Origin of the sequence: Rhodobacter capsulatus, assembly GCF_052363175.1 — a bacterium.
Lineage (GTDB): Bacteria > Pseudomonadota > Alphaproteobacteria > Rhodobacterales > Rhodobacteraceae > Rhodobacter > Rhodobacter capsulatus_D.
Genome location: NZ_CP198946.1, coordinates 3,115,513 through 3,134,726, shown reverse-complemented (window position 1 = coordinate 3,134,726; position 19,214 = coordinate 3,115,513). Strand labels below are relative to the sequence as shown.

Sequence of the window (19,214 nt, the reverse complement as noted above, 5' to 3'; positions counted from 1 at the left end):
TGTAGATGATGTCAAGTAATCTGCCCGCGGATTGTTTAGCCGTCAATCCCCTTTCTTAACTGCTCCTAAACCATCCGATCCAGCGCGGCGCACAGCGCCTTGTGCGCCCTCTCCAATGCGGACCGATTGACCGTCCATCCTCGCGCTTTCAGCACCTGGGAGAGCGTCAGGCCGCGCAAGCACACCAGCTGTACCAGTTCGAGATTCGTGATTACCCGTCGGATACCGATCCGGCCGCGCCGGGGTGCAAGAGCGACCCACGCACCGATCGCAGCCTCGATCCGGCGAATGCAGTCGCCCTCATGGATCACGGCATCGATATAGCCGCCATCGTTGCGCCCGCCGCCAGATCCAGCCGCGAGCGCCTCGGCCGATGCGCAACGCATCCCGACCGCCGAATGGCGCTCGACAAGCTCGGCATAGCGACGGCCAGCAAGCACCTGCGCACGGGTGAACAGGGCCTGATACGCCTCACCCTTTTTGCGCCGGGACTGTGCTTCCATAACGTCGAACGCATCAGCAGCCCGCGCCGCATCCCGGCCGCGGAACCCGACATGGCTGACCTCGAACCCATCCGCGCCCACAGGCGTCACGGCAATCGGGGCAAAGCGCACCATCGGCCCGCGCGCCGGGGCAGGGATCATCTCCGGCCCGCAGCTGACCGGCGGCTCGGCCGACGCCTTGATCTGCGCCAGCCGGTCCGCATCACCCTCGAACGGGTCCGGCAGCCCATAGCCCCGCGCCAGCTGCCCGATCACCCGCATCTTCGCCGCCACAGACCGCGCCACCGCCGCCTCAAATTCCCGCCCGTTCGTTTCTATTGCCATATCTTGTGCCTTTCGTTCTGGTTTTAGCTATCCGTTGCGCTTCCGCTTTTCTCTATGGGAGGCTAGGGAGGCTACGCACCTTCAAAACCACTACCCTCCCACACATTCACTGCCGTCTTTCTTTAATCTTTTCCGCTGGTTGCCTTCCTTCATGGGAGGCTGGGGAGGCTAGGGAGGGTATTCCAAAGTAACGTGTAAGAGATGCCTTCAAATCAGCCCCGCACCCTTTGTTTCGCGCGCGTATACGCGTTACCTGCATTTACCCTCCCTAGCCTCCCTAGCCTCCCACGATGCGCCGCAAGGCCATGATAACGCGCACCAATCCCCCCGGACCCCGAGTCATCGCAGCCTCCCACTCCAACGCCGCCAGCCTCCCTAGCCTCCCACGATGCGGCGATAGCGGGGTGCGGGGCGTCACTCATCGGAGGACATCGAGCCATTGCGCAGGATGCGCCCCTGCGCATCGCGCGGCATGCCGCGGAACCGCGATCCGAACGGCTCGGCAAACCGGATGCCCAGATACTGGCTGATCGAGGCCTTGCCCTTAGCAAACGTCCGCCCGGTTTCCGGGTGCTTCCAGCGCCCCGCCAGACCCGCCATCTTCTTCGACACGGTCATCGGCTTGAACGCACCCTTGCCGTTCTCATCTAGCCAGAAGTTGAACGCCTCACACAGATCGCGCGCCCAAAGCGTGTCCTGCGGATCTCCAGACACATGGCAACAGCCCGACAGGAACGCGCCATAGGGATCGCTTTCCTCGCGATAGTCCTTGGTCGCGTCGCTGACGATTGAGGGCACCATCAACCCCAGCTCTAAGTATTCCAGCAGCCCGTTGACCAGCCAGCGGAAGATCCCGTCCCGCTCGGCCCAGAGCTTGTCGCCCAGCTTCGCATCCCGCTCCTCGGGCGGGATCTGGATATCAAACGGCACCAGCAGCACGCGCCGCCAGATCCCGTCATCACCGCCCCTGATCTCGGGCTTGTGGTTGCCGCTGATCGAGAGCTTGAAGCGCGGCCGGAACTCGACAAAGTTGGTGTGCAGCGCCCGCACCAGCATCACCTCGCCCCCGGTCAGCTCCTTGATCAGCGCCTCTTGGAACCGCATGCCCTCGTCCGGCTCTGATGCCCGCACAAACCGCGCGCCGATCAGCTGCATCAGGTCCGGCGTCGCATCGCCGCCGCCGCGCCGGTTCGACCCGGTCAGGCTCTCGATCTTGGCCGAGGCGGCATAATCCCCCATAAGGCGCAAAATCAGGTCCATCAGCACCGATTTGCCGTTCGCGCCGGTCCCATAGAAAAACGCGAATTTCTGCTCTCCGGTCAGGCCCGTCATGCTCAGCCCAAGCCATCGCTGCAGGAAGCGCCGCATTTCCGGAATCGGCTGGATGCGTTCAATGAAAGCGTCAAAGGTCGGGCAGCGCGCGCCCGGGTCCCAGCGCACCGGCATGATCTTCGACAGCATCTGGGCGCGATCATGCGGCTCGGTCACCAGCTCGGCAAAACGGCGCCCGTCCTGTTCCTCGGTCACGACAAAGCGCAGCACTGCGATTTCGGTATTGATCACCAGCGGGTCAGCGTCCAGCGCGTCCAGCTCAACCACCTTCTGCACCGCCGCCTCGGTCAGCATGTTCTTGATCGCGTTCGTGTTGCCCGCATTCTTCGCATGCGTCAGACGCCGCGCGACCGAGGTCTTGTGCCCGTCCAGCACCTCGGCCGCCGCGCCAAGCCGCGCCTGCGCCGCCTTCAGCTGATCGGCCTGTTCCGGTGTGCGCTTGCCCTTCGGAATCGCCAGCAGATCCTCGATCTCGGCCTCTGCGCCCTCGGCCGCGGCGATGATCTCCTGTTGCCGCTCGCCCAGCACCAGATAGCGCGTCTCCTTCGCGATCAGCGCCGAAATGCCCTGCGCCAGCCGCCGCACCGCGATATCGTCGGGATCGACCTGCCAGCGCGTTCCGGTCCACAGATGCCAGCCGACGCGGGGCACATTGCAGATATCCGCGCCGAAATGCTCCAACAGCCGCTGGCCGTTGCCGAAATCGTTCAACGGCAGCTTGGCGCAGCGCGCCTCGGGCGGCTCTTCCTCCCCATCGCCACCGATCGGGGGTGCGGGGCCGTCACTGCCGGGCGGCGGCCCGAAATCCGGCTCGAACCCGTCCCAGCCGCCCGCATCCTCGCCCGGCGCGGCCGAGGCGCCCGCCAGATCCTCGGGCAGATCGACCTCTTCGGCCTGCCGCATCACCGCGGCCACGCGATCGACGGCGGTCACAGGTCAAACCCCCGCTGCACTGGTTGCGGCTGCGGCGCCTTGATCAGCAGATCCGGCTGGCGCCCGGCTTCATCGACGCGGCGACAGGCAATCTCAAAATACTCCGGGTCCAGCTCAATCCCGGTGCCATTCCGCCCCGTGCGCTGGCATGCGACCAAGGTGGTACCGCTGCCCATGTACGGGTCAAGAATGATTTGCGCGGCGGGAATGAAGCCGAGGCACCATTCCATGAGGGCAACAGGTTTTTGCGTTGGGTGCGCGCGACCATCCCTGTTCGCCGCAGGGCCGCTGGCGCACTGTGTAAATTTTTTCACGGATGAGCCAGCTATGCTTGTCCAAGCCAGTTCCGCATCGGAATAACTCGGCATCGAGTTCATTTTGTCCCAGATCAGCCAACGACCGCCGATAGGGAGAATGTCCGCGAAGAAGTTCCCTCCCCAGATTATATGCTCGGACGCCAATTGAGCCATCGCGAAAAACGCGTCAGCAGACGGCCTCTCGTCGTCCCACGAGCCATGATATTGGCGCGGCCTGCGTTTCCATCGACCAGTAGCGTCAGTTCCGCCGCCGCCAATTCCGGCCGCAGCTCCAATACCATAAGGCGGATCCGTCACCACGGCATCAAACCGCCCCAGCAACGGCATAACCTCCCGGCAATCGCCAAGGATCAGCCGCTGCCCGCCGATGCGCTCCTCCCGAATGATCACTCCACCCTCCCCATCCGTCTCAAACAGGCCCTCTTGGCCGCCTCGAGGTCGCGCAGATTGAGCGAGACCAGCTCGCCCAACCGCCCCTCGTCATCCGCATTCCAGATCTTCACGCCGCCGACCTTGTGGACGGTGATCGCGAACCGCCGCCCGTCGACCGTCCCCAGCCAGACTTCGGCCCCGTCCTGGGTGTTGCGGCCCCGCGTCCAGCGCACCGGCTCATGCGTCATCGCCGCCCCCTTCGGTCGGATCGATCGGCACATGTCCCAACAGCACGTCGTTCAGATCGGCGCCGGTGGGGCATGGAACAATCCAGCCCCGCAACCCGGGCCGCAGCACCATCGCGCGCCTGATCCCCGCCAGCAGCTGCGCCCGCGTCAACCGCGGTTCGCTGTCACCGTCCTGCAGATAGACCAGCCGCTTGACCCATTCCGGCGGCACGAAAGCCTCGGCATCCTCCATGTCGGGGATGCCTGCATATTTCAGGCCCTTGCCGTGCATCCGCTGCCCGGCCATGTTGCCCAGATCGACGCCGCACCAATAGGCCGCGCCCCGGCCGCGATCAGCGACCAGCGCCGAAAACGTCGTCTCCAGACCCTCGCCCATCACCAGCGTGTCGGCGCCCTGCGGGGTAACCAGCCGGATCGCGCCGCCCTTTTTCGCGCCCAGCACCTTTTTCGCGGGCCAGGTCTCGCCCGGCTTATCAAGCCGCGGCAACACCACCTTGCCCTTAGGCTGATCCAGATCGATCCAGGTGCGATGCACCGCGGTCAACACGCCATTGCGGTCAAGCACCCCGGCCACCATCGCCGGGCCCCGGTGAATCTCGCGCCATCCGTGATTGCCGTCAGGGATCATGTAGCGCGCCGCCAGCTGGAACCGCAGCGCAGCCGGGGTGCGGGGCAGCAGCTCGCGGCTGATCCCGCGCCGATCGAGGTAATCGACGACCACCGTGCCCTCGGCCGGGATCGTATCCGACCAGATGCGCTGCGCATCCTCGATCGCCTCGGCCCGGAATTTCGCCGCGGCCCGCGCCTGGGCCGCCTTGCGCTCGGCTGCCTTGCGTTCCCGCTCGGCCAGCTCGGCCGCGCTCAGCTCGGGCTTCGGCCCGCACAGCCAATCCAGCGCCTCGGGAAAGGTGCAGCCGCGCACGAACATCACCAGATCGAGCGGACCGCCCTTGCCGCCGTCATGCTCGCAGTGGCGGCACAGGAACACGTTTTTGCGGGCGTTGAGCCCGAACCGGTCCGCGCCGCCACAGCGGGGGCAGGGGCCTTGCCGCTCGACAGACCCGCGCCCGACCTCGATCGACAGCAGATCAGCGACCTCGAAGATCGGCCGCGCATTCGCCTCGGCCGGGCGCGGATCATTCGGAAATCCGCTCATCGCCCGCCCCCGTAGATGAAAACGGGCGTGTTATGCGCCAGCGCCGCCTGCACATCGGCCCAGATACCCTCCGACCGGTCCCAGCCCGGGATATTCGGGACCACGACCAACTGCGCCGCGCAGAACATCGGGCGGCACCACTCGGTCCAGCGCGCACGGTCAAGCGGCGAAACCTTGCGCCCCGGCACCGACGGCTGCGCGTGCAGCGCCTCGGCCGCCAGCACGATCGGGCTGACCGCCGTTGCGCCTGCCCGCATCAGCAGCAGCACATGGCGCGAGGCGAGCGTCGACAGCATTACCGACCGCTCGAACGACCACTTGCCCTTGACCAGCACCTCTTTGGTGTAGGGCGTCGCCAGATAGGCGAGCCCCGAATTGTGCCGTGCCACCACCTCGGGCGAGGCGCCGACATGCACCGGCGGCGACCAAGCGCCCTCCGGATCCAGCACCGGGCCCCAATTGATCGCGCTGCCGCTCATCCCCACGACCTCACGAACAGCGCTACGGCCATCCAGATCGTGGCAATCAGCGCAAAGGTCCGCGCGGGCGACGCCGCGCGCAGATCCGCCATCAGGCGCTGGTGGGGAACGACAGGCCGCGCCAGGCCCGCCTCGATAGCGCGCGCGACGGCCATCGCGGTATTGTCGTTCAGCTTGAGGACAATGCGCCCTTGCCCACCAACGGCGTGCATCAGACGGATGGCCTGGGCCACATCCGATGGCGACACATCCACACCCATCTGCTTTTCGAACTGCAGCGCCTCGCTCATCCCTCACCCCCGTCGCGCCCCTGCAGCACGGCATCCGCCAGCTCCTGGCGCCGCATCGAAAACGCCGTCTGATAAAGCGCGTCCGCCCGGGTTTCGCCGCGCCCCTCGAAGCCCGCGCCCTCGTCAATCGCGCAGCGGAACCGCACGCGCGGATCGCAGGCCAGATTTTCGGTGATGGTGATCTTCACAGCACACCGCCTTTCCGGGCGGCGGCGATCTCGTTCACGACATCCAGAGCATCACGCAGGCCTTCACGACGGTTTATAAGACCCGCATCAAGTGCGGCTGCCATCAAGTCGGTGATCGCACCTTTTGCAACCGCCATTACCTGCTCGCACTCATCGGCGCGGATGCGATTGGTTGCTGTGTGCGCCTCATCCGGGGTGATCGGGGTCTCAGCAATGGCCGCACGAGTGACATTGCGCGCCATTTCATACAGGCCGCGATCAAGATAGCCATCTGCGGCAGTAAGGGCTGCGCGCATCCGGTCATTTTCGACGCCCAGACCATCGATGATGTTATTCGCTGCCGCGAGCATGCCTTCGTACTGAGCCCGAATGAATTCAATGTTTTCGCTCATTTCGCACCGCCTTCCGCCCGGGCGCGCAGCACCGTCAGCAGGCGCGCCTGATCCTCGACCGTGACCTTGCGGCGGCCATTCCGATCGACGCAGTCCGGCGTCAGCTGCACGAACCGCTCGCGCATCGTGCGGACTTCCATGCCCAGCTCATCGGCCACGACCTCGGGCGCGTTCTGCCCGGCGATGCATTCGACGATCGCCAGATCGATCGCGGGCGCGAACCCGCCCTTGTATCCCAGCGCCGTCAGCATCGCGTCGATCTCGCGAAACCATGCCGGACGCGGGGCAGCCTCCTGCGTCGCGCGCTCCCCAACGAGACCGCCACCGCCAAGAACCGTGCCACCGCTGGCCAGCTTCGAATGATCCCCGGCGGCGCCCGCGACCGCCGCCGGTTTGGAAACAGCCTTGCCCGCTTGCGCGCCCTGCGCCGGGTCTCTTTTCGCCGTCACCGGATCGGCCGCCTCAGCCGATCCTTTCGGGGCTATCGCCTGCACCGCCGGTTTGACCGGCTTCGGCGCAGCCGCCGCGGGCCCGCTGGTATCTCGCTTTGTCTTCGTCAGCCGCGTGTCCGCATCCGGCTTGCGCAGCCGCGACAGACGCATCTGCGTCGCAGGTACCGGCCGACCCAGAGCCTCGGCACAGTCTCGCACCGTCTTTCCAGAAGCCCGTAGCTGCGCCAGGCGCTGATCGTCCTCAGCGCTCCAGGGCATCCCAGCCCGATCCCCGGCCGGTGCCGCTTCGGGGGCAGCCTCGGCCGGGGTGGGTTGCGGCGCCTCCGCTGGGGATGCGGGCGCCACGGTTTCCGCCGCCGGGGTGGGTGCGGCGGAAATGATCTCACTCGGCGCAGGCGACGGATCAGACGCAACGGCCTGCACCGTCACGCCCTCACCGCCGCCCACTTCGGCGGACTCGGTCGACATATCGTTGCCCGGACGCGCCGCATCCAGATCGGCCACGGCCAGTGCCGCCGCCGTAGCCCAGGCATCAGCGCCCTGCATCGCCGGATCAATGATCGCCGCGGCACAGGGCGGAACCACGCCCGCAAACATTTCCACGATCCGCTCGCGCACCCCCTGCGCCTCGACCTCGGTCTGCGGCGTTTCGGGATCGACAAGCTCGAAATCCGGCGCGGCGTCCGATACCGTGGCGGACGGCGCGCGCCAATGCGTCGTGATCACCACAAGCTCATCCGGGGTCAGGTCAAACCGCATCGCCCCGCCATCACCCGGCAAGCGCTGCAAAAGGGCGCCCGCCTCGACTAGCACACCGAGCCGATCGCGCAGCAGGCACAGATCGCTCAGCGTCATCGATCCAAGATCCATCATCTTTCCCTCCGCTGTTCCGCCGCCTCGACCGCATCGGCCAGCCGCCGCAGTTGCCCCGCCATTTCCGGCGTCGTGAAATCGTTCATCAGCGCCCGCCCGGGCTCGGCCGGATCAAACCGGCCCTAGATCACCTGCACCGCGCCCTCGGCCTCCAGCACCGAGGCCACGCAATCGCCCACCGGCAGATCGACGCGCCGCGCCACCGAAACCCGGTCCGCCACCATCTTCGCCGCGACTTTGCCAATGGGCTTCACGCTCGATCCCCGGAAAAGAGGCGCGGCAGGCGAGCAGTCCCGCCGCGCCAGGTTGCCGGACCGCAGGCAAGACCCGGTCCGGTGTCTCATCTCAGGCCCACGGATAGGCCTCAGCGATCGACAGACAGGGTGCCCCGGCGTCGCCACTGGCCGCTGCAGCCCGGTCCGCCTCAACAATCGCACGCAGGTCGCGCGAGACCGCGCCCCTCGACATCCCAAGCGCCGCCGCAATCTCACCCGTGCTGCAGCCGCGATGACGCATGTTGAGCGCCATCACCAAACGGTTGTCGCTCTCTGGCGAGTTCGGCGCGATCTGTTTGGCGCGATCAAAAAAACGGCCCATCACGCGCCCTCCAGCGCGTGCAGCGCCTTGGTCATCGCCTCGATCGCTTCGCGCATTTCGACGGCGGCGCGCGCTCGGTCCCCGGCATCCTGCGAGCCTATGGCGCGCATCATCGCGCCCATCGCCTCGCCATGCTCCTTCGAGATCGCCCCGGCCTGCGCGATCAGATCGACCCGCACCGCCCGCGCGTCCAGGTCCGCCCGGCGCCGACACAGCAGATCGGTCACCGGATACCGGCCCGCTGCGTCTTCGAGCGCGATGATATCGGGCAGCGTCCAGTCCAGCTCGCCCGACATCCGCTTTGACAACGTCCCCTTGCCCGGGCCGCGCCCGAACCGCGCCTCGATCAACGCCGACACGCTGTCGAGACAGCCGTGACCCTGCACCAGCGCCCGCGCCGTCTCATGGATGCGTCTCAACAGATCCGACATGGAAAACCCCGTTTCGTTGCATCGGCCCACCCCTCGGGCCAATCTCTCCCCATCGAAGGCCCCCGGGCGACGGCAACGCCTCCGCCGCCCGGGATCGACACACATGAGCAGGGAGGAGGAGGGGCCCATGCATGCCGCGCTTGATCTGCCCCGGCCGCGCGACCGGACGGGGCAGAACCCTCAGATGCCGTTGCCGCGCCAAACCGGTTTGCCGGGCACCAGCGGCCCGAACATCGCCCCCTCGGGCGCGCTCTCGGCAAAACTCGCATCGGCGACGGCCGCGCCAGTGCGCCGGAACAGCGCGCGCTGGTGCTGCCCCAACTGCCGCTCGACCGCGCCGATGCGAAACGTCAGCACCTCGGCCCGGCGGCGGATTTCGGCGATGTCATCGGCAACGGCGCGATCCAGCACCTCGGCCAGCACGGCCCGGGGGATCAGCGTCAGGATCAGGCGGGACAGCAGGCGCATGTCAGGTCTCCGGTTGATTGAGGGCTGCGTGCGGAGATACGCTTTCGGGCATTGCATCACCCCGAAAGGACATTGCCCGATGAAACGATCTCTCTGCCTGATCGCGATTGCTGCGCTTAGCGGCTGCAAGGCGCCAATCACCGCGACCATCTACACCTCCGACATCGAGACCGTCGCAGCCGGAGGCGGGGCGCTTGTCGCCTCCGCGGACATCGGCATCGACACCATCTCCGCGGAAAACTGCGCCAAGCATGGCCCAGCCATTGCGACAGCGATTGCCGCCGGAATTCCCGGCGCCACGTTTGTCGGCTGCACCCAGAATGGCATGAGCCAATTCGCTATCGTCCGGGCCGACTTGCCTGTTGTAGCCCTCGGCTCGAAATCTGGCTCTGCGCTGCAGATCGAGGCTGGAAATGTCGACGGTCGCACAGCCGCAGTCATGCGGTCCGACAAAACCCGGATCGACATGATCAAGGCGGCTTTGCCGCGAGACATTCGCGCGGGCGCCGATCAGCCGCTTGAACCGCAAATCACCATCATCGTGCAAAACGACGCCACAGAACCCGCCCGCGTCGGAATGCATGGCGCCTTCATCGACGGCGAGCCCTACCAGCTTGAACACGTCACGGAAATCAAGCGCCGCGGCACCGTGAAAATCACCCTCTCCGATGTCGGCAACGCCAGCGCTGTCGGCGATGGCGCCCTGCTTTTCTGGATAGCCCCATGACATCATTGCGCTCCTCCAAGATCACTCGAGCAGTCGTGCAGCTCCACCAAGTCATTTGCCGAAACAGAAAACCCGCGGATGACTGCGGCCCGCAGAATTGGCCCGTGATACTTTGCCGGGATCGATCCCCCCCGAACCCACTTGTTGACCCTGTCGACGGACACCCCGATGTCGGATGCCAAATCCCTCCGGATTGGCCACAGATCGATGAGGTCTTTGACTGCGCTGAAAGTGGACATGCACATTCGATAATGGACAAAAGGTCCACTAGTCAACGGTGGAAATAAAGTCGATGGACGTTTTTTCCAACGCCGCCCAATCTGCGCCAATGAAGAAGCTCATCGCCGCGGCCGTCCTCTCACCGGAAATGCACCCCGACAGGGTCGGCGAGCGCGTTGCTGCGATCCGCCAGACCCTGAACATGTCCAAGGCAGAGTTCGCAGACTCCTTGGAGTTGGATCGCAGCACCATGAGCAAAGTCGAAAGCGGCACTAAAGGCCTCGACATCATTGTCGGGGCCAGGATTGCCGATTTTTACGGCTTTGGATTGGACTTCATATATCGCGGCGTACTTTCTGATACCCCGCCCGATTTGCGTTCAGCTGTCGCTGCCAACCTTCAAGCCGTTCGCTTGAAGAAAGCCAAGGATGACGCCGAAGCAAAGGCTACCTGACAGATCGCCACGCCCGCTTGACTGTCGCTGCGAGCCTGGACCGCACCCGATAAATCTGGGAAACCGGGCGCCCGGTCAAAGTTGCAGCTGCCAGAACAAGAAAATCTGTGAGTGAATACATAGGTTAACCCCCTTCATGGGGGTTATGGCAACGATTCCGACTGCGCGCAATGGACCTTTTGTCCATTTTGCTTCTTGACTGATGGACAAAATGTCCACTAGTTTGCCTCCCATCAACCACGGAGGCAACGATGACCTTCACACCCAACCCCGCCGCTCTGGCCGCCGCGGCTTCTCAGGTCTTCTCGGCCGTCGATCTGCGCGAAATCCTTGCCTCACGCGCTCAGCGCCTTGAGGCGGCACGCTTCGCGCTCTTTGCCGCCGACGCCACGGCCGACGATTTGTCGGAGGCGATTGACACCCTGATGGCCCACGGAGACTGGATCGACCACATGCGGGCCGAATTGCTGCGCGCCGCGCTGCGCCGTCGCACCGGGGCCGCCCATGCTTGACGGCGCCGCGCATTTCACCCCGGCCGAGCGCCGGGCCCTGCCACTGATCGCGCTACCCATCAGCATCGCGGCGCACCGGTTGGGCGTGTCCGACAGCGCCGCCAAACAAACCTTTCGCGCCATCACCACCAAACTTGGCGCGGCCAACCGCATCGGCGCCGTTGCGCGGCTCGCCGGTGCAGGCATCAAGCTCGAGATCCTTCCGGCGCCCCGCGGCGGGAGCCACTGACAGCGCCAGTGCAACCGGGTCGCAGATCCCGGCAGATGCCGATGCTGACGCGCGGCGCAATCGAGTGAGGGCGCAAGCATCGGAAACGGGCCGCTCCCCGGCCAGAGCCGCCAGCGCGGCGGGGATCAAACACCAATCGGCGCCGCGGTGGCGCTGATGCGGGCGGGGATCGTGGTTCCCGGCTCTCATGGCCTCGCCCGCCGTCTCACCTCGGGGCGTAGCGCAGCCAGGTAGCGCGGCTGTTTTGGGTACAGCAGGTCGCGGGTTCGAACCCCGCCACCCCGACCAGATCCACGATCAACGAAAGGATGCAAGATGCCGCTCAAGGACTTTTGGCAAACAGATATCACCTGGTCCCTTTGGGGCATCAGCAGCGCCCTGAACGGCGCGGGCATCGTGCTGGTTGCCTTCGCGGCGGGCGTGATTGTCGGGCTTGCGCTCGGGGCGGTCACCCATGGCTGAGCTGCTCGATCTCCCACTGAGTGACCTTTACCTCCACCCGCTCAACGCCCGCCCCGCACCCTCCGATGACGAAATTGCCGCGCTGGCCGAGTCGCTGAAAACCGCGGGCCTGCTGCAAAACCTGCTGGGGTTTCGCGATCCCGCCCGCAAACGCGACGGCACCGGCATCGTCGGCGGCGGTCGCCGCTTGCGGGCACTGCAGCTGATCCACGGCGCCGATGCAATCGACGATATTCCGGTGCTGGTCACCGACGACGAGGCCACGGCGCGCGAATGGGCCCTGACAGAAAACACCGCCCGCGCCGCCCTCAACCCGGCCGACGAGGTGCTGGCCTATCGCCGCATGGGCGCGGCGGGCGCTGACCCCGAGCGCATCGCCAAGGCCTTTGCGACCACTGCTCGCCATGTTCGCGGGCGCCTGAAACTTGCGACCCTGCCAGATGCCGCGCTCGACCTGCTGCGCACTGGCTCGTTGTCGCTCGATCAGGCTGCGGCGCTGACCCTTGGCACCGAGGCGCAGGTGCTGGATCTTCTGCCCCGCATCGCGCAAAATGACTGGCAGATGCGCAGTGCGCTCGCCATCAAACGCGCCCTGCAACCGGGCGCCGTGCCCGCCACCGATCGCCGCGCCATCTTTGTCGGCCTCGACCTCTACTGCGCCGAGGGCGGGCAGGTGGCCGAAAGCCTGTTCCTGGACGAAGCCCAGCTGCTCGACTCGCAACTCCTCGATACCCTCTTTGAGCGCTGCTGCGCCGAGGCCGCCGATCGCTTGCGCGCCGGGACCGGATGGGCGCAAGTGCGCGTCTGCACCGAGACCTATGTGCCCTATCCCGCAACGGAGGACATGGACGATATCCACCCGACCCCGGTTGATTTGCCCGAGGCTGACCGCGACGAGCTCGAAGAGCTGACAGCCCGGGCCGAAGTCGAAGAACTGACCGACACCGAACTCGCGCGGCTTGAGGAGCTGGAAGCCAGAGCGGCAGGCGATTACACCGACGCCGACCGGGAAACCGGGATCGCGTTTTACGTGGTCGACAAGGCGGGAAAGCTCACGCTCGGTTGCGTCTATCGGCCGCGCGAGGCTAAAACGCAGGCCGATGACACCACGGGCGCCGTCGTGACCAGCGTCGAGAAACTGCCGCAGTCGGTGCTTGACGATTTGCGCCGCATCCAGTCGCTGACGCTGCAGACCGCGCTGATGACCCGCCATGATCTGGTGCTGGCGCTGCAGCATATCGCGCTTACCTCCGGCCTTGCACCCTACAAGCACCCGATGGGCGTCACTGCTGTGCAAACTTTGATCAAGCCAGAAAAAGGCGAGGTGCGCGTCAGCGAGCAGCTGACCGGCGGCGACCGCGAGCAGGATCACCTGTCGAACCCCTCCGAGGTGCTGACCGCCACTCTTGCGCGCAGCAAGAAAGCGCTTGAGCTTGAGGTCACCCGCGCCCTGATCCGGTCCGTCTCTGGCTGGTCTTGCCACCTCTCGGCCGAGGTGGCCGCGCTTGCAGGCGCCAATCCGCGCACCGTCTGGACGCCGGATGCCGAGTTTTTCAAGCGCCTCAAGCCGGGTCAGCTCGATGCGATCTGGAGCAAGCTGGTCCCTGCCGATCTCGACCGGGCAGGCGACTTCCGGTCGATGAAAAAAGCCGACAAAGCCCGCGACCTCGGGCAGCTGTTCGGCGACGACGATTTCCGCGAGGCCCTTGGCCTCTCGCGCGATCAGGCCGCCGCGATCGACGCTTGGCTGCCCGCGGAACTCCGCGCCAGCTGGCCGCACCTGACCGCCGAGGCCGCGCAATGACCGCGTTCGCTGGGGTCGCGCTGATCGTCATCGCTGCGATCGGCATCTGGGCGCTGCGCCGCGCCACCATTGCCGACATGGCCGACGACGGGCCGGACCATGTGACCGGTGGGCTGGCAATCTTCCTGCCCGCTTATGCGCTCTGCGCGATGGCCGCGCTTGGTCTGTGGCTGATCGCGGCCGGAACCGGGGCAGGGCTGTGATGATCTGGGACGCCGCCAATATCACCGCCCCGCACACCTTGCGCGAGATCGAGCAGGCCGAGACGACAAAGCGCCAGCCACGCGGCGCCTGTTGCACCTGCGGCACCTACGATGGTCGCCCCCATCTGATTCCCTGCGAGGCTGGTCCGGGGATCGTGCGTCCGGAGGATTTCTGATGGCTGACAAATCCCTGATCGGCTGGACCGACGCGACCTGGAACATCATCACCGGCTGCAGCATGGTCAGCGCGGGCTGCACCAACTGCTACGCCATGGGGCTGGCGGCGTCTCGGCTGCAACATCACCCCAGCCGGGCCGGGCTGACCCGCGAAACGGGCGGGCGGGCGGTCTGGACGGGCGAGGTGCGGTTCAACGAGGGCTGGCTCGACCAGCCGCTGCGCTGGCGCGCGCCGCGCAGGATCTTCGTCTGCGCGCATGGCGACCTGTTTCACGAGTCGGTGCCAGACGAATGGATCGACCGGGTTTTCGCGGTCATGGCGCTTTGCCCGCAGCATACGTTTCAGGTGCTGACCAAACGGCCCGAGAGGATGCGGGAATATGTGACGGGCGATGCGGTTTCGCGGATCGTTCGCGCCTATGCAAAACGCCTGCGGTCACGCGGGCACGGGGAATGCAAAAGCCTCACCGCGTTTGACATTGCCTGCGATCGCATCGGCTTGGTCGAGGATTTCGAGCATGCCGACATTGTCCCGAAACTCGAAAATCGTGGCCTTGCTCGCGGCTGGCCACTGCCGAACGTCTGGCTTGGCACCTCGATCGAAGATCAGTTCACCGCTGACGCGCGCATCCCGCATCTGCTGCAAACGCCTGCCGCGATCAAATTCGTCTCTGCCGAGCCGCTGCTGGGGGCGTTGGATCTGCGCGCATACATGCCTGGCTGTTACGAGTGCGGAGGCGGTTGCGGCACTCGCCTCGCGCAACACCCGGCCATCGATCGTTGCGTGCCGTGCCAAGAGGAATATGGGCAGGAAAGCGGCGCGGTCGAGTTTTGCCCGGCGTGCGGATCGTCGGAATGGGAGCCGGTCTGCCCTGACTGCAACCACTACATGGTTCAGCATCACCCAGACACGCCATGCCTCGATCTCGTGATCGTCGGCGGCGAGAGCGGCCCTCGCGCCCGGCCCATGCACCCGGATTGGGTCCGCAGCCTGCGCGACCAGTGCGTAAGCGCGGGCGTGGCATTCCATTTCAAGCAGTGGGGAGAGTGGGCGCCGCGACGCGCGGCCCATGAAACCGATCTTCTGGACGCACGCAAATCTCTGATCATCAAGGCAGACGGAGGCACCACATCTGGCTTGCTCGCCTATGGGCCTGATGCTTGGCTGATGGACAAGCGCGGCAAGCGCGCGGCTGGCCGCCTTCTCGACGGGCGCACTTGGGACGAAATGCCGGGAGGGCGCAATGCCGCCTAGTCCGGTACTGCTGCTCACGCGCTCACAGCTTGAGCGCATGACCATGAAAGATCTTGTCCCCATCTATCTCGACCTGACCAAGCAGAGCAACGCAACAGGCCAGTCATGGCCCGGTCGAAAGGCTGGCCTGGTGTCTGAGTGCGTGCGCCTGATTGCGGTAGCGCGCGAAATACAATGGCGCGGCCATGAAGCGCCGCGCAAGGCGTCACAGACAGTCAAGACTGGCCGTCCTTTTGCCGATGAGGCCAATGAGTTTCTTCGATCCCTGCCGCCGCTGGAGCCTCTATGAGCCGTCACGAGCCCCATTTTGTGCCGCGCTTGCTGCCCGCGCCAGAGGCGGCGCTTTATCTCGGCGTCAGCCAGACGACACTGCGCGGCCTCGACATCCCGCGCCGGATGCTCGGAGCCAAGCGCCTCTACGATCGCTACGACCTTGACGCCTTCGCCTCGGCGCTGCCCATTGAGGGCGAGGCGATCGAATCGGAGGCCGTCAACACATGCGCCGGCAAATTCGGGAGAGCACGGTGACGCTGGAGCATATCCAGACCATCCGCGCCGGAGGCAAGGTCTACCGCTACCTGCGCATCCCGGGCCAGCCGCGCGTAAAACTGCCAGATCTGCCGCTTGACCACCCAGAGTTTTTGGCGGCCTATGCCGCCGCCCGCGCCGCAGCGCCGAAACAGATACGCGCCACCACCGGCACCATCGCCGCGCTTTGCGAGGCCTATCTGCGGTCGGACTCCTACCTCGCCCACTCAGTCAGCTACCGTGCGACCCTGCGCCGCCACATTGAGGCAATCCGCGAGCAGGCCGAGGACGCCTTGGCCAGCCACCTGCGCGCCGATGACATTGCCGACGACCTCGCGCCCCTAAAGCCAAACGTCGCAGGCGCGCGCCTCAAAACGTGGCGGGCAGTCTGCAAATTTGGCGTCGAAAGGCGGCTGCTGAAATCCGATCCGTCGCACGCGGTGATCAAGCCAAAGGCCCCAAAAACAGATGGCCATCCGCCATGGTCCGCCGCCGAGATCGAGCGGTTCCGCGTCCGCTGGCCCATCGGCACCGTGCCGCGGGCCTGTTTCGAGCTGCTTTTCTGGACCGGTGCGCGCATCTCTGATGCGGTGCGGATCGGCCCGGGCATGGTCGGCCGCGACGGGGTTCTGGCGTTCCGGCAACAAAAAACGGGCGATGAGGCATTCGTGCCATGGCACTGCCAGTTACCGGCCTATGCCGAGGATATGCTCGAGGATCGAGACACGATGCACCAGGCACTGGCGTGCCTCTCCGGGCAGATGACATTTTTGGCGACGCATGGTGGCCGGACGCGGTCGCACAAGGCGCTCGGCACGGTTATCGCCGAGGCCGCCAGATCGGCGGAAATCAGCGGGCGCAGCGCGCACGGGCTGCGCAAATCTCGCGCCCAGCAACTGGCCGAGGCGGGGGCCACGACGCATCAGATTGCCGCTTGGACCGGTCACCAGAGCCTGTCCGAGGTGCAGCACTATACCGAGTCTGCCAACCGCCGCGCAGCGGTGACGGGAACAGAACAAGGCCGGAACTCTGTAAAACGTCCGGTCCATCCTGTAAAAAACGCGAAATAATCCATATAAAACAACGCTGTTTTATTAGGGTGGCGATCCCGAGAGGATTCGAACCCCTGACCCGCTGCTTAGAAGGCAGCTGCTCTATCCAGCTGAGCTACGGGACCGCACGCCCCCCTTTTGCGACAAGCGCGGAGGGCATGCAAGCATTCAGAGCACGCAGGTCATGAACACCGAATTCGGATCGTGCCCATAGCCCTCGAAGGGGCCGCATTCGACGAACCCTTCGGCCAGATAGAGCGCGCGGGCCGGGCCGAAACTGTCTTGCGAGCCGGTTTCAAGGCTGACGCGGTCAAAGCCCAGACGCCGCGCCTCGGCGACGAGGTGCAAAAGCAGCGCCCGCGCCAGTCCGCGGCCGCGCATCTCCGACAGCACATGCATCGATTTCACCTCGGCATGATGCGCGCTGATCCGCTTCAGCGCCCCCATGCCGACGGGTCGGCCCTCGAACCGCAACACGTAAAACCAGATCCCCGGCGCCGCCAGCGCCGAAGCGGGCAGCATGTGGATCGACTCGGGCGGGGTATCCGCATGCATCGCCACCGTATGGCGTTCGTGCAAAAGCGCCAGCTCGGGGGCGAGCGGTGACGACAATGTAATCTCGATCATGGCATCATTCCCTTCAGCCCGCTCAGCGGCGTGCCGTTTACCGTCAGAATCCCCTCAGGGGTGGTTGTCAGCGCCCAGCTGAGGGCGCCATCGGGCGCCACCTTGGCAAAGCCGCGCGTCATCATCAGCGCCATCGAGACCTGCCGCACATCCTCGGGCGCCTTTTGCAGCACCGTCAACAGCGTGTCGAGCCCGGCAAGACGCAGTTTCGCCGAGAAGGGTTGCGGGGCCCCTGTGTTGGGGCCGACCCGTTTTTCCGCCTCGGCCTCGAACCGATATCCCTCGCCCTGGATATGGCTTGGCCCCAGCGCCAGCGCGATCGTGCCTTCGGGCATCAGCGCCGCGGCGAGCTTCGCATTGAAGGCGGGCGTGTTCGTCGTCTCTCCGGTCTTGGTCGCGTCAAGCACCAGACCCGCCGCCGCCTTCAGATCGAGATCGGCCGCCGAGATATCGACCCGCAGCTGTTTCGGCACGATTGGCAGCGCCCAGTCCGCGCCAAGGCCGGGCGGCAGGCTCAGCCCCTCCAGAGTGACAACCTCACGCAGATGCGCGCGATCGGTCATGCCGGAGCTCTCCAGTGAGGCTTCGGCACGGGCAAGTGCGAAGCTCTTGCCGAAGGCGTCGATTGTCACGTTGGTCATCGAAGTCGTGCTGGTCACGCCGTCGAAGAGCGGCAAGGCGTCGCGCATCAGCTGCACGACTTCCGGCCGCGCCGCTGTCGGCACCGGCTGGCCATCGGGCCGCAGCGCGACGAGCTTGCGCACAAGGGTCAGGATCTCGTCCCAACGCAGCCCGGTGAGCGTGCCGTCGCTTTGCACGTCATGCATCCGGATCACGATCTTCTGCGGGACCGGGGCGGGGGCCAGCGTTCCGGCGCCGCCCTGCCTTTGCGGCGTGGGCAGCGCGATGGTCTGCTCGACGGTGCCGACCGTCGCGTGCCCGCTCAGCTCCAGCCCCGTCGCCCCCTGTTTCGCCCGGGTTTGCGAGGTCATCGGACCCTGCGTCGTGGTGGTTTCGACCGTGCCCGCAGCCCCTTGGGGATCGATCTGATGCATGATGATCCGGAGCACCTTGCTGTCGACCTCTGTCATCGCGTGCAGGCTTTCGTCGATCCGCCCGGAGACCTGCATGCCCTCCAGCCGGTAGTCGAGACGTGTGGGCGGCAAGCCCTGGGGTCGCGGGATCTGCAGGTGCAGATCGACCGTTTGCGGGTCACCTTCCAGATGCCAGAAGCCCTTGCCCTCGGGGGTCAGGCGCATCGTGTAGGGGGTGATCGTTGCCTTGGCCGCGGTGCCCGCGAGCCGTGGCGCCAGAACGGGGGTGGGGTCGATGACGACGGTGTAGTGATCGCCTTGCGGGGTGAGGGTCACGGCCTTTGCCGCCGGTCCCAGCGTCGCCTCAAGTTCGCCGCGCAGCCGCTCGACCTCGGCCTGTGTCACATGGGGCGTGGCGATCCACCAATATCCGCCCGCTGCGACCGCAATCACGGCTGCGCCTGCCAGAAATGCCTTGCCGTTCATCCTCAACCTCTTGCGTGAATACCCGCCCGTTGTGACCCGATCCTTGGGCCAAGTCCAGTCGGTCGGGACCGGTGCGGCAGAGCGGGACTT

General features: G+C 65.7%; 28 protein-coding genes and 2 tRNA genes. 13 read left to right on the top strand and 17 right to left on the bottom strand.

Annotated features, from left to right (window positions below; all coding sequences use genetic code 11):
- Window positions 1–65 precede the first annotated feature (65 nt).
- From ACTTAI_RS16295 to ACTTAI_RS16230, 14 genes are all read right to left on the bottom strand, one after another.
- Window positions 66–827: a hypothetical protein gene (locus tag ACTTAI_RS16295; protein ID WP_444452561.1), complete on the bottom strand. Its 762-nt coding sequence runs from the start codon at window positions 825–827 to the stop codon at window positions 66–68.
- Window positions 828–1,241: 414 nt separating this feature from the next.
- Window positions 1,242–3,092: a phage/plasmid primase, P4 family gene (locus ACTTAI_RS16290; protein WP_444452560.1), complete on the bottom strand. Its 1,851-nt coding sequence runs from the start codon at window positions 3,090–3,092 to the stop codon at window positions 1,242–1,244.
- Window positions 3,089–3,799, bottom strand: coding sequence for a DNA-methyltransferase (locus tag ACTTAI_RS16285; protein ID WP_444452559.1), 711 nt, complete (start codon window positions 3,797–3,799; stop codon window positions 3,089–3,091). Before ACTTAI_RS16285 ends, ACTTAI_RS16290 begins: the two co-directional genes overlap by 4 nt.
- Window positions 3,796–4,029, bottom strand: a complete 234-nt coding sequence (locus ACTTAI_RS16280; RefSeq protein WP_444452558.1) for a hypothetical protein — start codon at window positions 4,027–4,029, stop codon at window positions 3,796–3,798. Before ACTTAI_RS16280 ends, ACTTAI_RS16285 begins: the two co-directional genes overlap by 4 nt.
- Window positions 4,019–5,185, bottom strand: coding sequence for a DUF7146 domain-containing protein (locus ACTTAI_RS16275; RefSeq protein ID WP_444452557.1), 1,167 nt, complete (start codon window positions 5,183–5,185; stop codon window positions 4,019–4,021). The genes ACTTAI_RS16280 and ACTTAI_RS16275 overlap by 11 nt, the downstream gene beginning before the upstream one ends.
- Window positions 5,182–5,664, bottom strand: a complete 483-nt coding sequence (locus ACTTAI_RS16270) for a DUF1937 family protein (protein WP_444452556.1) — start codon at window positions 5,662–5,664, stop codon at window positions 5,182–5,184. Before ACTTAI_RS16270 ends, ACTTAI_RS16275 begins: the two co-directional genes overlap by 4 nt.
- The gene (locus ACTTAI_RS16265) at window positions 5,661–5,954 is read right to left on the bottom strand and encodes a hypothetical protein (protein ID WP_444452555.1); all 294 of its coding nucleotides are present in this window, start codon (window positions 5,952–5,954) and stop codon (window positions 5,661–5,663) included. Before ACTTAI_RS16265 ends, ACTTAI_RS16270 begins: the two co-directional genes overlap by 4 nt.
- Window positions 5,951–6,142, bottom strand: coding sequence for a hypothetical protein (locus ACTTAI_RS16260; RefSeq protein WP_444452554.1), 192 nt, complete (start codon window positions 6,140–6,142; stop codon window positions 5,951–5,953). Before ACTTAI_RS16260 ends, ACTTAI_RS16265 begins: the two co-directional genes overlap by 4 nt.
- Window positions 6,139–6,534, bottom strand: a complete 396-nt coding sequence (locus ACTTAI_RS16255; protein ID WP_444452553.1) for a hypothetical protein — start codon at window positions 6,532–6,534, stop codon at window positions 6,139–6,141. The genes ACTTAI_RS16260 and ACTTAI_RS16255 overlap by 4 nt, the downstream gene beginning before the upstream one ends.
- Complete coding sequence (locus ACTTAI_RS16250; RefSeq protein WP_444452552.1) at window positions 6,531–7,859, bottom strand: hypothetical protein; 1,329 nt, start codon at window positions 7,857–7,859, stop codon at window positions 6,531–6,533. Before ACTTAI_RS16250 ends, ACTTAI_RS16255 begins: the two co-directional genes overlap by 4 nt.
- 122 nt (window positions 7,860–7,981) lie before the next feature.
- Window positions 7,982–8,113, bottom strand: coding sequence for a hypothetical protein (locus ACTTAI_RS16245; RefSeq protein ID WP_444452551.1), 132 nt, complete (start codon window positions 8,111–8,113; stop codon window positions 7,982–7,984).
- A gap of 91 nt (window positions 8,114–8,204) precedes the next feature.
- Window positions 8,205–8,456 carry an ArsR family transcriptional regulator gene (locus tag ACTTAI_RS16240; protein ID WP_444452550.1) on the bottom strand — a complete coding sequence of 84 codons (252 nt, stop codon included), beginning with the start codon at window positions 8,454–8,456 and terminating at the stop codon, window positions 8,205–8,207.
- Window positions 8,456–8,887, bottom strand: coding sequence for a hypothetical protein (locus ACTTAI_RS16235; RefSeq protein WP_444452549.1), 432 nt, complete (start codon window positions 8,885–8,887; stop codon window positions 8,456–8,458). The genes ACTTAI_RS16240 and ACTTAI_RS16235 overlap by 1 nt, the downstream gene beginning before the upstream one ends.
- A 180-nt stretch (window positions 8,888–9,067) precedes the next feature.
- Window positions 9,068–9,355, bottom strand: coding sequence for a hypothetical protein (locus ACTTAI_RS16230; RefSeq protein ID WP_444452548.1), 288 nt, complete (start codon window positions 9,353–9,355; stop codon window positions 9,068–9,070).
- A 79-nt stretch (window positions 9,356–9,434) separates the two neighbouring features.
- On the opposite strand from ACTTAI_RS16230, the gene ACTTAI_RS16225 reads away from it, so the two are divergent.
- The 13 genes from ACTTAI_RS16225 (at window position 9,435) to ACTTAI_RS16165 (ending at window position 16,995) form a co-directional block, all read left to right on the top strand.
- The gene (locus ACTTAI_RS16225; RefSeq protein WP_444452547.1) at window positions 9,435–10,082 is read left to right on the top strand and encodes a DUF7424 family protein; all 648 of its coding nucleotides are present in this window, start codon (window positions 9,435–9,437) and stop codon (window positions 10,080–10,082) included.
- Between the two features lie 292 nt (window positions 10,083–10,374).
- Window positions 10,375–10,755, top strand: a complete 381-nt coding sequence (locus ACTTAI_RS16220) for a helix-turn-helix domain-containing protein (RefSeq protein WP_444452546.1) — start codon at window positions 10,375–10,377, stop codon at window positions 10,753–10,755.
- Window positions 10,756–11,006: 251 nt separating this feature from the next.
- Window positions 11,007–11,267, top strand: a complete 261-nt coding sequence (locus ACTTAI_RS16215) for a hypothetical protein (protein ID WP_444452545.1) — start codon at window positions 11,007–11,009, stop codon at window positions 11,265–11,267.
- Window positions 11,260–11,496 (top strand): hypothetical protein, encoded by a 237-nt coding sequence (locus ACTTAI_RS16210; RefSeq protein ID WP_444452544.1) that lies wholly within the window; start codon window positions 11,260–11,262, stop codon window positions 11,494–11,496. Before ACTTAI_RS16215 ends, ACTTAI_RS16210 begins: the two co-directional genes overlap by 8 nt.
- Window positions 11,497–11,707: 211 nt before the next feature.
- Window positions 11,708–11,784, top strand: a tRNA-Pro gene (locus tag ACTTAI_RS16205).
- A 27-nt stretch (window positions 11,785–11,811) separates the two neighbouring features.
- Window positions 11,812–11,958 (top strand): hypothetical protein, encoded by a 147-nt coding sequence (locus ACTTAI_RS16200; protein WP_444452543.1) that lies wholly within the window; start codon window positions 11,812–11,814, stop codon window positions 11,956–11,958.
- Window positions 11,951–13,762, top strand: coding sequence for a ParB/RepB/Spo0J family partition protein (locus tag ACTTAI_RS16195; RefSeq protein WP_444452542.1), 1,812 nt, complete (start codon window positions 11,951–11,953; stop codon window positions 13,760–13,762). Before ACTTAI_RS16200 ends, ACTTAI_RS16195 begins: the two co-directional genes overlap by 8 nt.
- Complete coding sequence (locus tag ACTTAI_RS16190; protein ID WP_444452541.1) at window positions 13,759–13,965, top strand: hypothetical protein; 207 nt, start codon at window positions 13,759–13,761, stop codon at window positions 13,963–13,965. Before ACTTAI_RS16195 ends, ACTTAI_RS16190 begins: the two co-directional genes overlap by 4 nt.
- Window positions 13,965–14,141 carry a hypothetical protein gene (locus ACTTAI_RS16185; protein WP_444452540.1) on the top strand — a complete coding sequence of 59 codons (177 nt, stop codon included), beginning with the start codon at window positions 13,965–13,967 and terminating at the stop codon, window positions 14,139–14,141. The genes ACTTAI_RS16190 and ACTTAI_RS16185 overlap by 1 nt, the downstream gene beginning before the upstream one ends.
- Entirely contained in the window at window positions 14,141–15,397 is a 1,257-nt protein-coding gene (locus tag ACTTAI_RS16180) for a DUF5131 family protein (RefSeq protein WP_444452539.1), read from the top strand. The genes ACTTAI_RS16185 and ACTTAI_RS16180 overlap by 1 nt, the downstream gene beginning before the upstream one ends.
- Window positions 15,398–15,434: 37 nt before the next feature.
- Window positions 15,435–15,686 (top strand): hypothetical protein, encoded by a 252-nt coding sequence (locus tag ACTTAI_RS16175; protein WP_444452538.1) that lies wholly within the window; start codon window positions 15,435–15,437, stop codon window positions 15,684–15,686.
- Complete coding sequence (locus tag ACTTAI_RS16170; protein ID WP_444452537.1) at window positions 15,683–15,925, top strand: helix-turn-helix domain-containing protein; 243 nt, start codon at window positions 15,683–15,685, stop codon at window positions 15,923–15,925. The genes ACTTAI_RS16175 and ACTTAI_RS16170 overlap by 4 nt, the downstream gene beginning before the upstream one ends.
- Entirely contained in the window at window positions 15,922–16,995 is a 1,074-nt protein-coding gene (locus ACTTAI_RS16165; RefSeq protein ID WP_444452536.1) for a tyrosine-type recombinase/integrase, read from the top strand. Before ACTTAI_RS16170 ends, ACTTAI_RS16165 begins: the two co-directional genes overlap by 4 nt.
- 30 nt (window positions 16,996–17,025) lie before the next feature.
- Here ACTTAI_RS16165 and ACTTAI_RS16160 read toward each other — a convergent pair.
- The 3 genes from ACTTAI_RS16160 to ACTTAI_RS16150 all read right to left on the bottom strand — a co-directional run bounded on the left by ACTTAI_RS16160 (window position 17,026) and on the right by ACTTAI_RS16150 (window position 19,124).
- Window positions 17,026–17,102 (bottom strand) — tRNA-Arg (locus tag ACTTAI_RS16160).
- Window positions 17,103–17,145: 43 nt separating this feature from the next.
- On the bottom strand, window positions 17,146–17,604 hold the full coding sequence (locus ACTTAI_RS16155) for a GNAT family N-acetyltransferase (RefSeq protein WP_444452535.1): 459 nt from the start codon (window positions 17,602–17,604) through the stop codon (window positions 17,146–17,148).
- On the bottom strand, window positions 17,601–19,124 hold the full coding sequence (locus tag ACTTAI_RS16150) for a hypothetical protein (RefSeq protein ID WP_444452534.1): 1,524 nt from the start codon (window positions 19,122–19,124) through the stop codon (window positions 17,601–17,603). The genes ACTTAI_RS16155 and ACTTAI_RS16150 overlap by 4 nt, the downstream gene beginning before the upstream one ends.
- Window positions 19,125–19,214 lie beyond the last annotated feature (90 nt).

Coding starts and splice junctions, on each gene's coding strand:
- ACTTAI_RS16295 (WP_444452561.1), bottom strand. CDS start 827: ATGGCAATAGAAACGAACGGGCGGGAATTTGAGGCGGCGGTGGCGCGG.
- ACTTAI_RS16280 (WP_444452558.1), bottom strand. CDS start 4,029: ATGACGCATGAGCCGGTGCGCTGGACGCGGGGCCGCAACACCCAGGAC.
- ACTTAI_RS16275 (WP_444452557.1), bottom strand. CDS start 5,185: ATGAGCGGATTTCCGAATGATCCGCGCCCGGCCGAGGCGAATGCGCGG.
- ACTTAI_RS16270 (WP_444452556.1), bottom strand. CDS start 5,664: ATGAGCGGCAGCGCGATCAATTGGGGCCCGGTGCTGGATCCGGAGGGC.
- ACTTAI_RS16265 (WP_444452555.1), bottom strand. CDS start 5,954: ATGAGCGAGGCGCTGCAGTTCGAAAAGCAGATGGGTGTGGATGTGTCG.
- ACTTAI_RS16255 (WP_444452553.1), bottom strand. CDS start 6,534: ATGAGCGAAAACATTGAATTCATTCGGGCTCAGTACGAAGGCATGCTC.
- ACTTAI_RS16250 (WP_444452552.1), bottom strand. CDS start 7,859: ATGATGGATCTTGGATCGATGACGCTGAGCGATCTGTGCCTGCTGCGC.
- ACTTAI_RS16240 (WP_444452550.1), bottom strand. CDS start 8,456: ATGGGCCGTTTTTTTGATCGCGCCAAACAGATCGCGCCGAACTCGCCA.
- ACTTAI_RS16235 (WP_444452549.1), bottom strand. CDS start 8,887: ATGTCGGATCTGTTGAGACGCATCCATGAGACGGCGCGGGCGCTGGTG.
- ACTTAI_RS16230 (WP_444452548.1), bottom strand. CDS start 9,355: ATGCGCCTGCTGTCCCGCCTGATCCTGACGCTGATCCCCCGGGCCGTG.
- ACTTAI_RS16225 (WP_444452547.1), top strand. CDS start 9,435: ATGAAACGATCTCTCTGCCTGATCGCGATTGCTGCGCTTAGCGGCTGC.
- ACTTAI_RS16220 (WP_444452546.1), top strand. CDS start 10,375: ATGGACGTTTTTTCCAACGCCGCCCAATCTGCGCCAATGAAGAAGCTC.
- ACTTAI_RS16215 (WP_444452545.1), top strand. CDS start 11,007: ATGACCTTCACACCCAACCCCGCCGCTCTGGCCGCCGCGGCTTCTCAG.
- ACTTAI_RS16210 (WP_444452544.1), top strand. CDS start 11,260: ATGCTTGACGGCGCCGCGCATTTCACCCCGGCCGAGCGCCGGGCCCTG.
- ACTTAI_RS16200 (WP_444452543.1), top strand. CDS start 11,812: ATGCCGCTCAAGGACTTTTGGCAAACAGATATCACCTGGTCCCTTTGG.
- ACTTAI_RS16195 (WP_444452542.1), top strand. CDS start 11,951: ATGGCTGAGCTGCTCGATCTCCCACTGAGTGACCTTTACCTCCACCCG.
- ACTTAI_RS16190 (WP_444452541.1), top strand. CDS start 13,759: ATGACCGCGTTCGCTGGGGTCGCGCTGATCGTCATCGCTGCGATCGGC.
- ACTTAI_RS16185 (WP_444452540.1), top strand. CDS start 13,965: ATGATCTGGGACGCCGCCAATATCACCGCCCCGCACACCTTGCGCGAG.
- ACTTAI_RS16180 (WP_444452539.1), top strand. CDS start 14,141: ATGGCTGACAAATCCCTGATCGGCTGGACCGACGCGACCTGGAACATC.
- ACTTAI_RS16175 (WP_444452538.1), top strand. CDS start 15,435: ATGACCATGAAAGATCTTGTCCCCATCTATCTCGACCTGACCAAGCAG.
- ACTTAI_RS16170 (WP_444452537.1), top strand. CDS start 15,683: ATGAGCCGTCACGAGCCCCATTTTGTGCCGCGCTTGCTGCCCGCGCCA.
- ACTTAI_RS16155 (WP_444452535.1), bottom strand. CDS start 17,604: ATGATCGAGATTACATTGTCGTCACCGCTCGCCCCCGAGCTGGCGCTT.
- ACTTAI_RS16150 (WP_444452534.1), bottom strand. CDS start 19,124: ATGAACGGCAAGGCATTTCTGGCAGGCGCAGCCGTGATTGCGGTCGCA.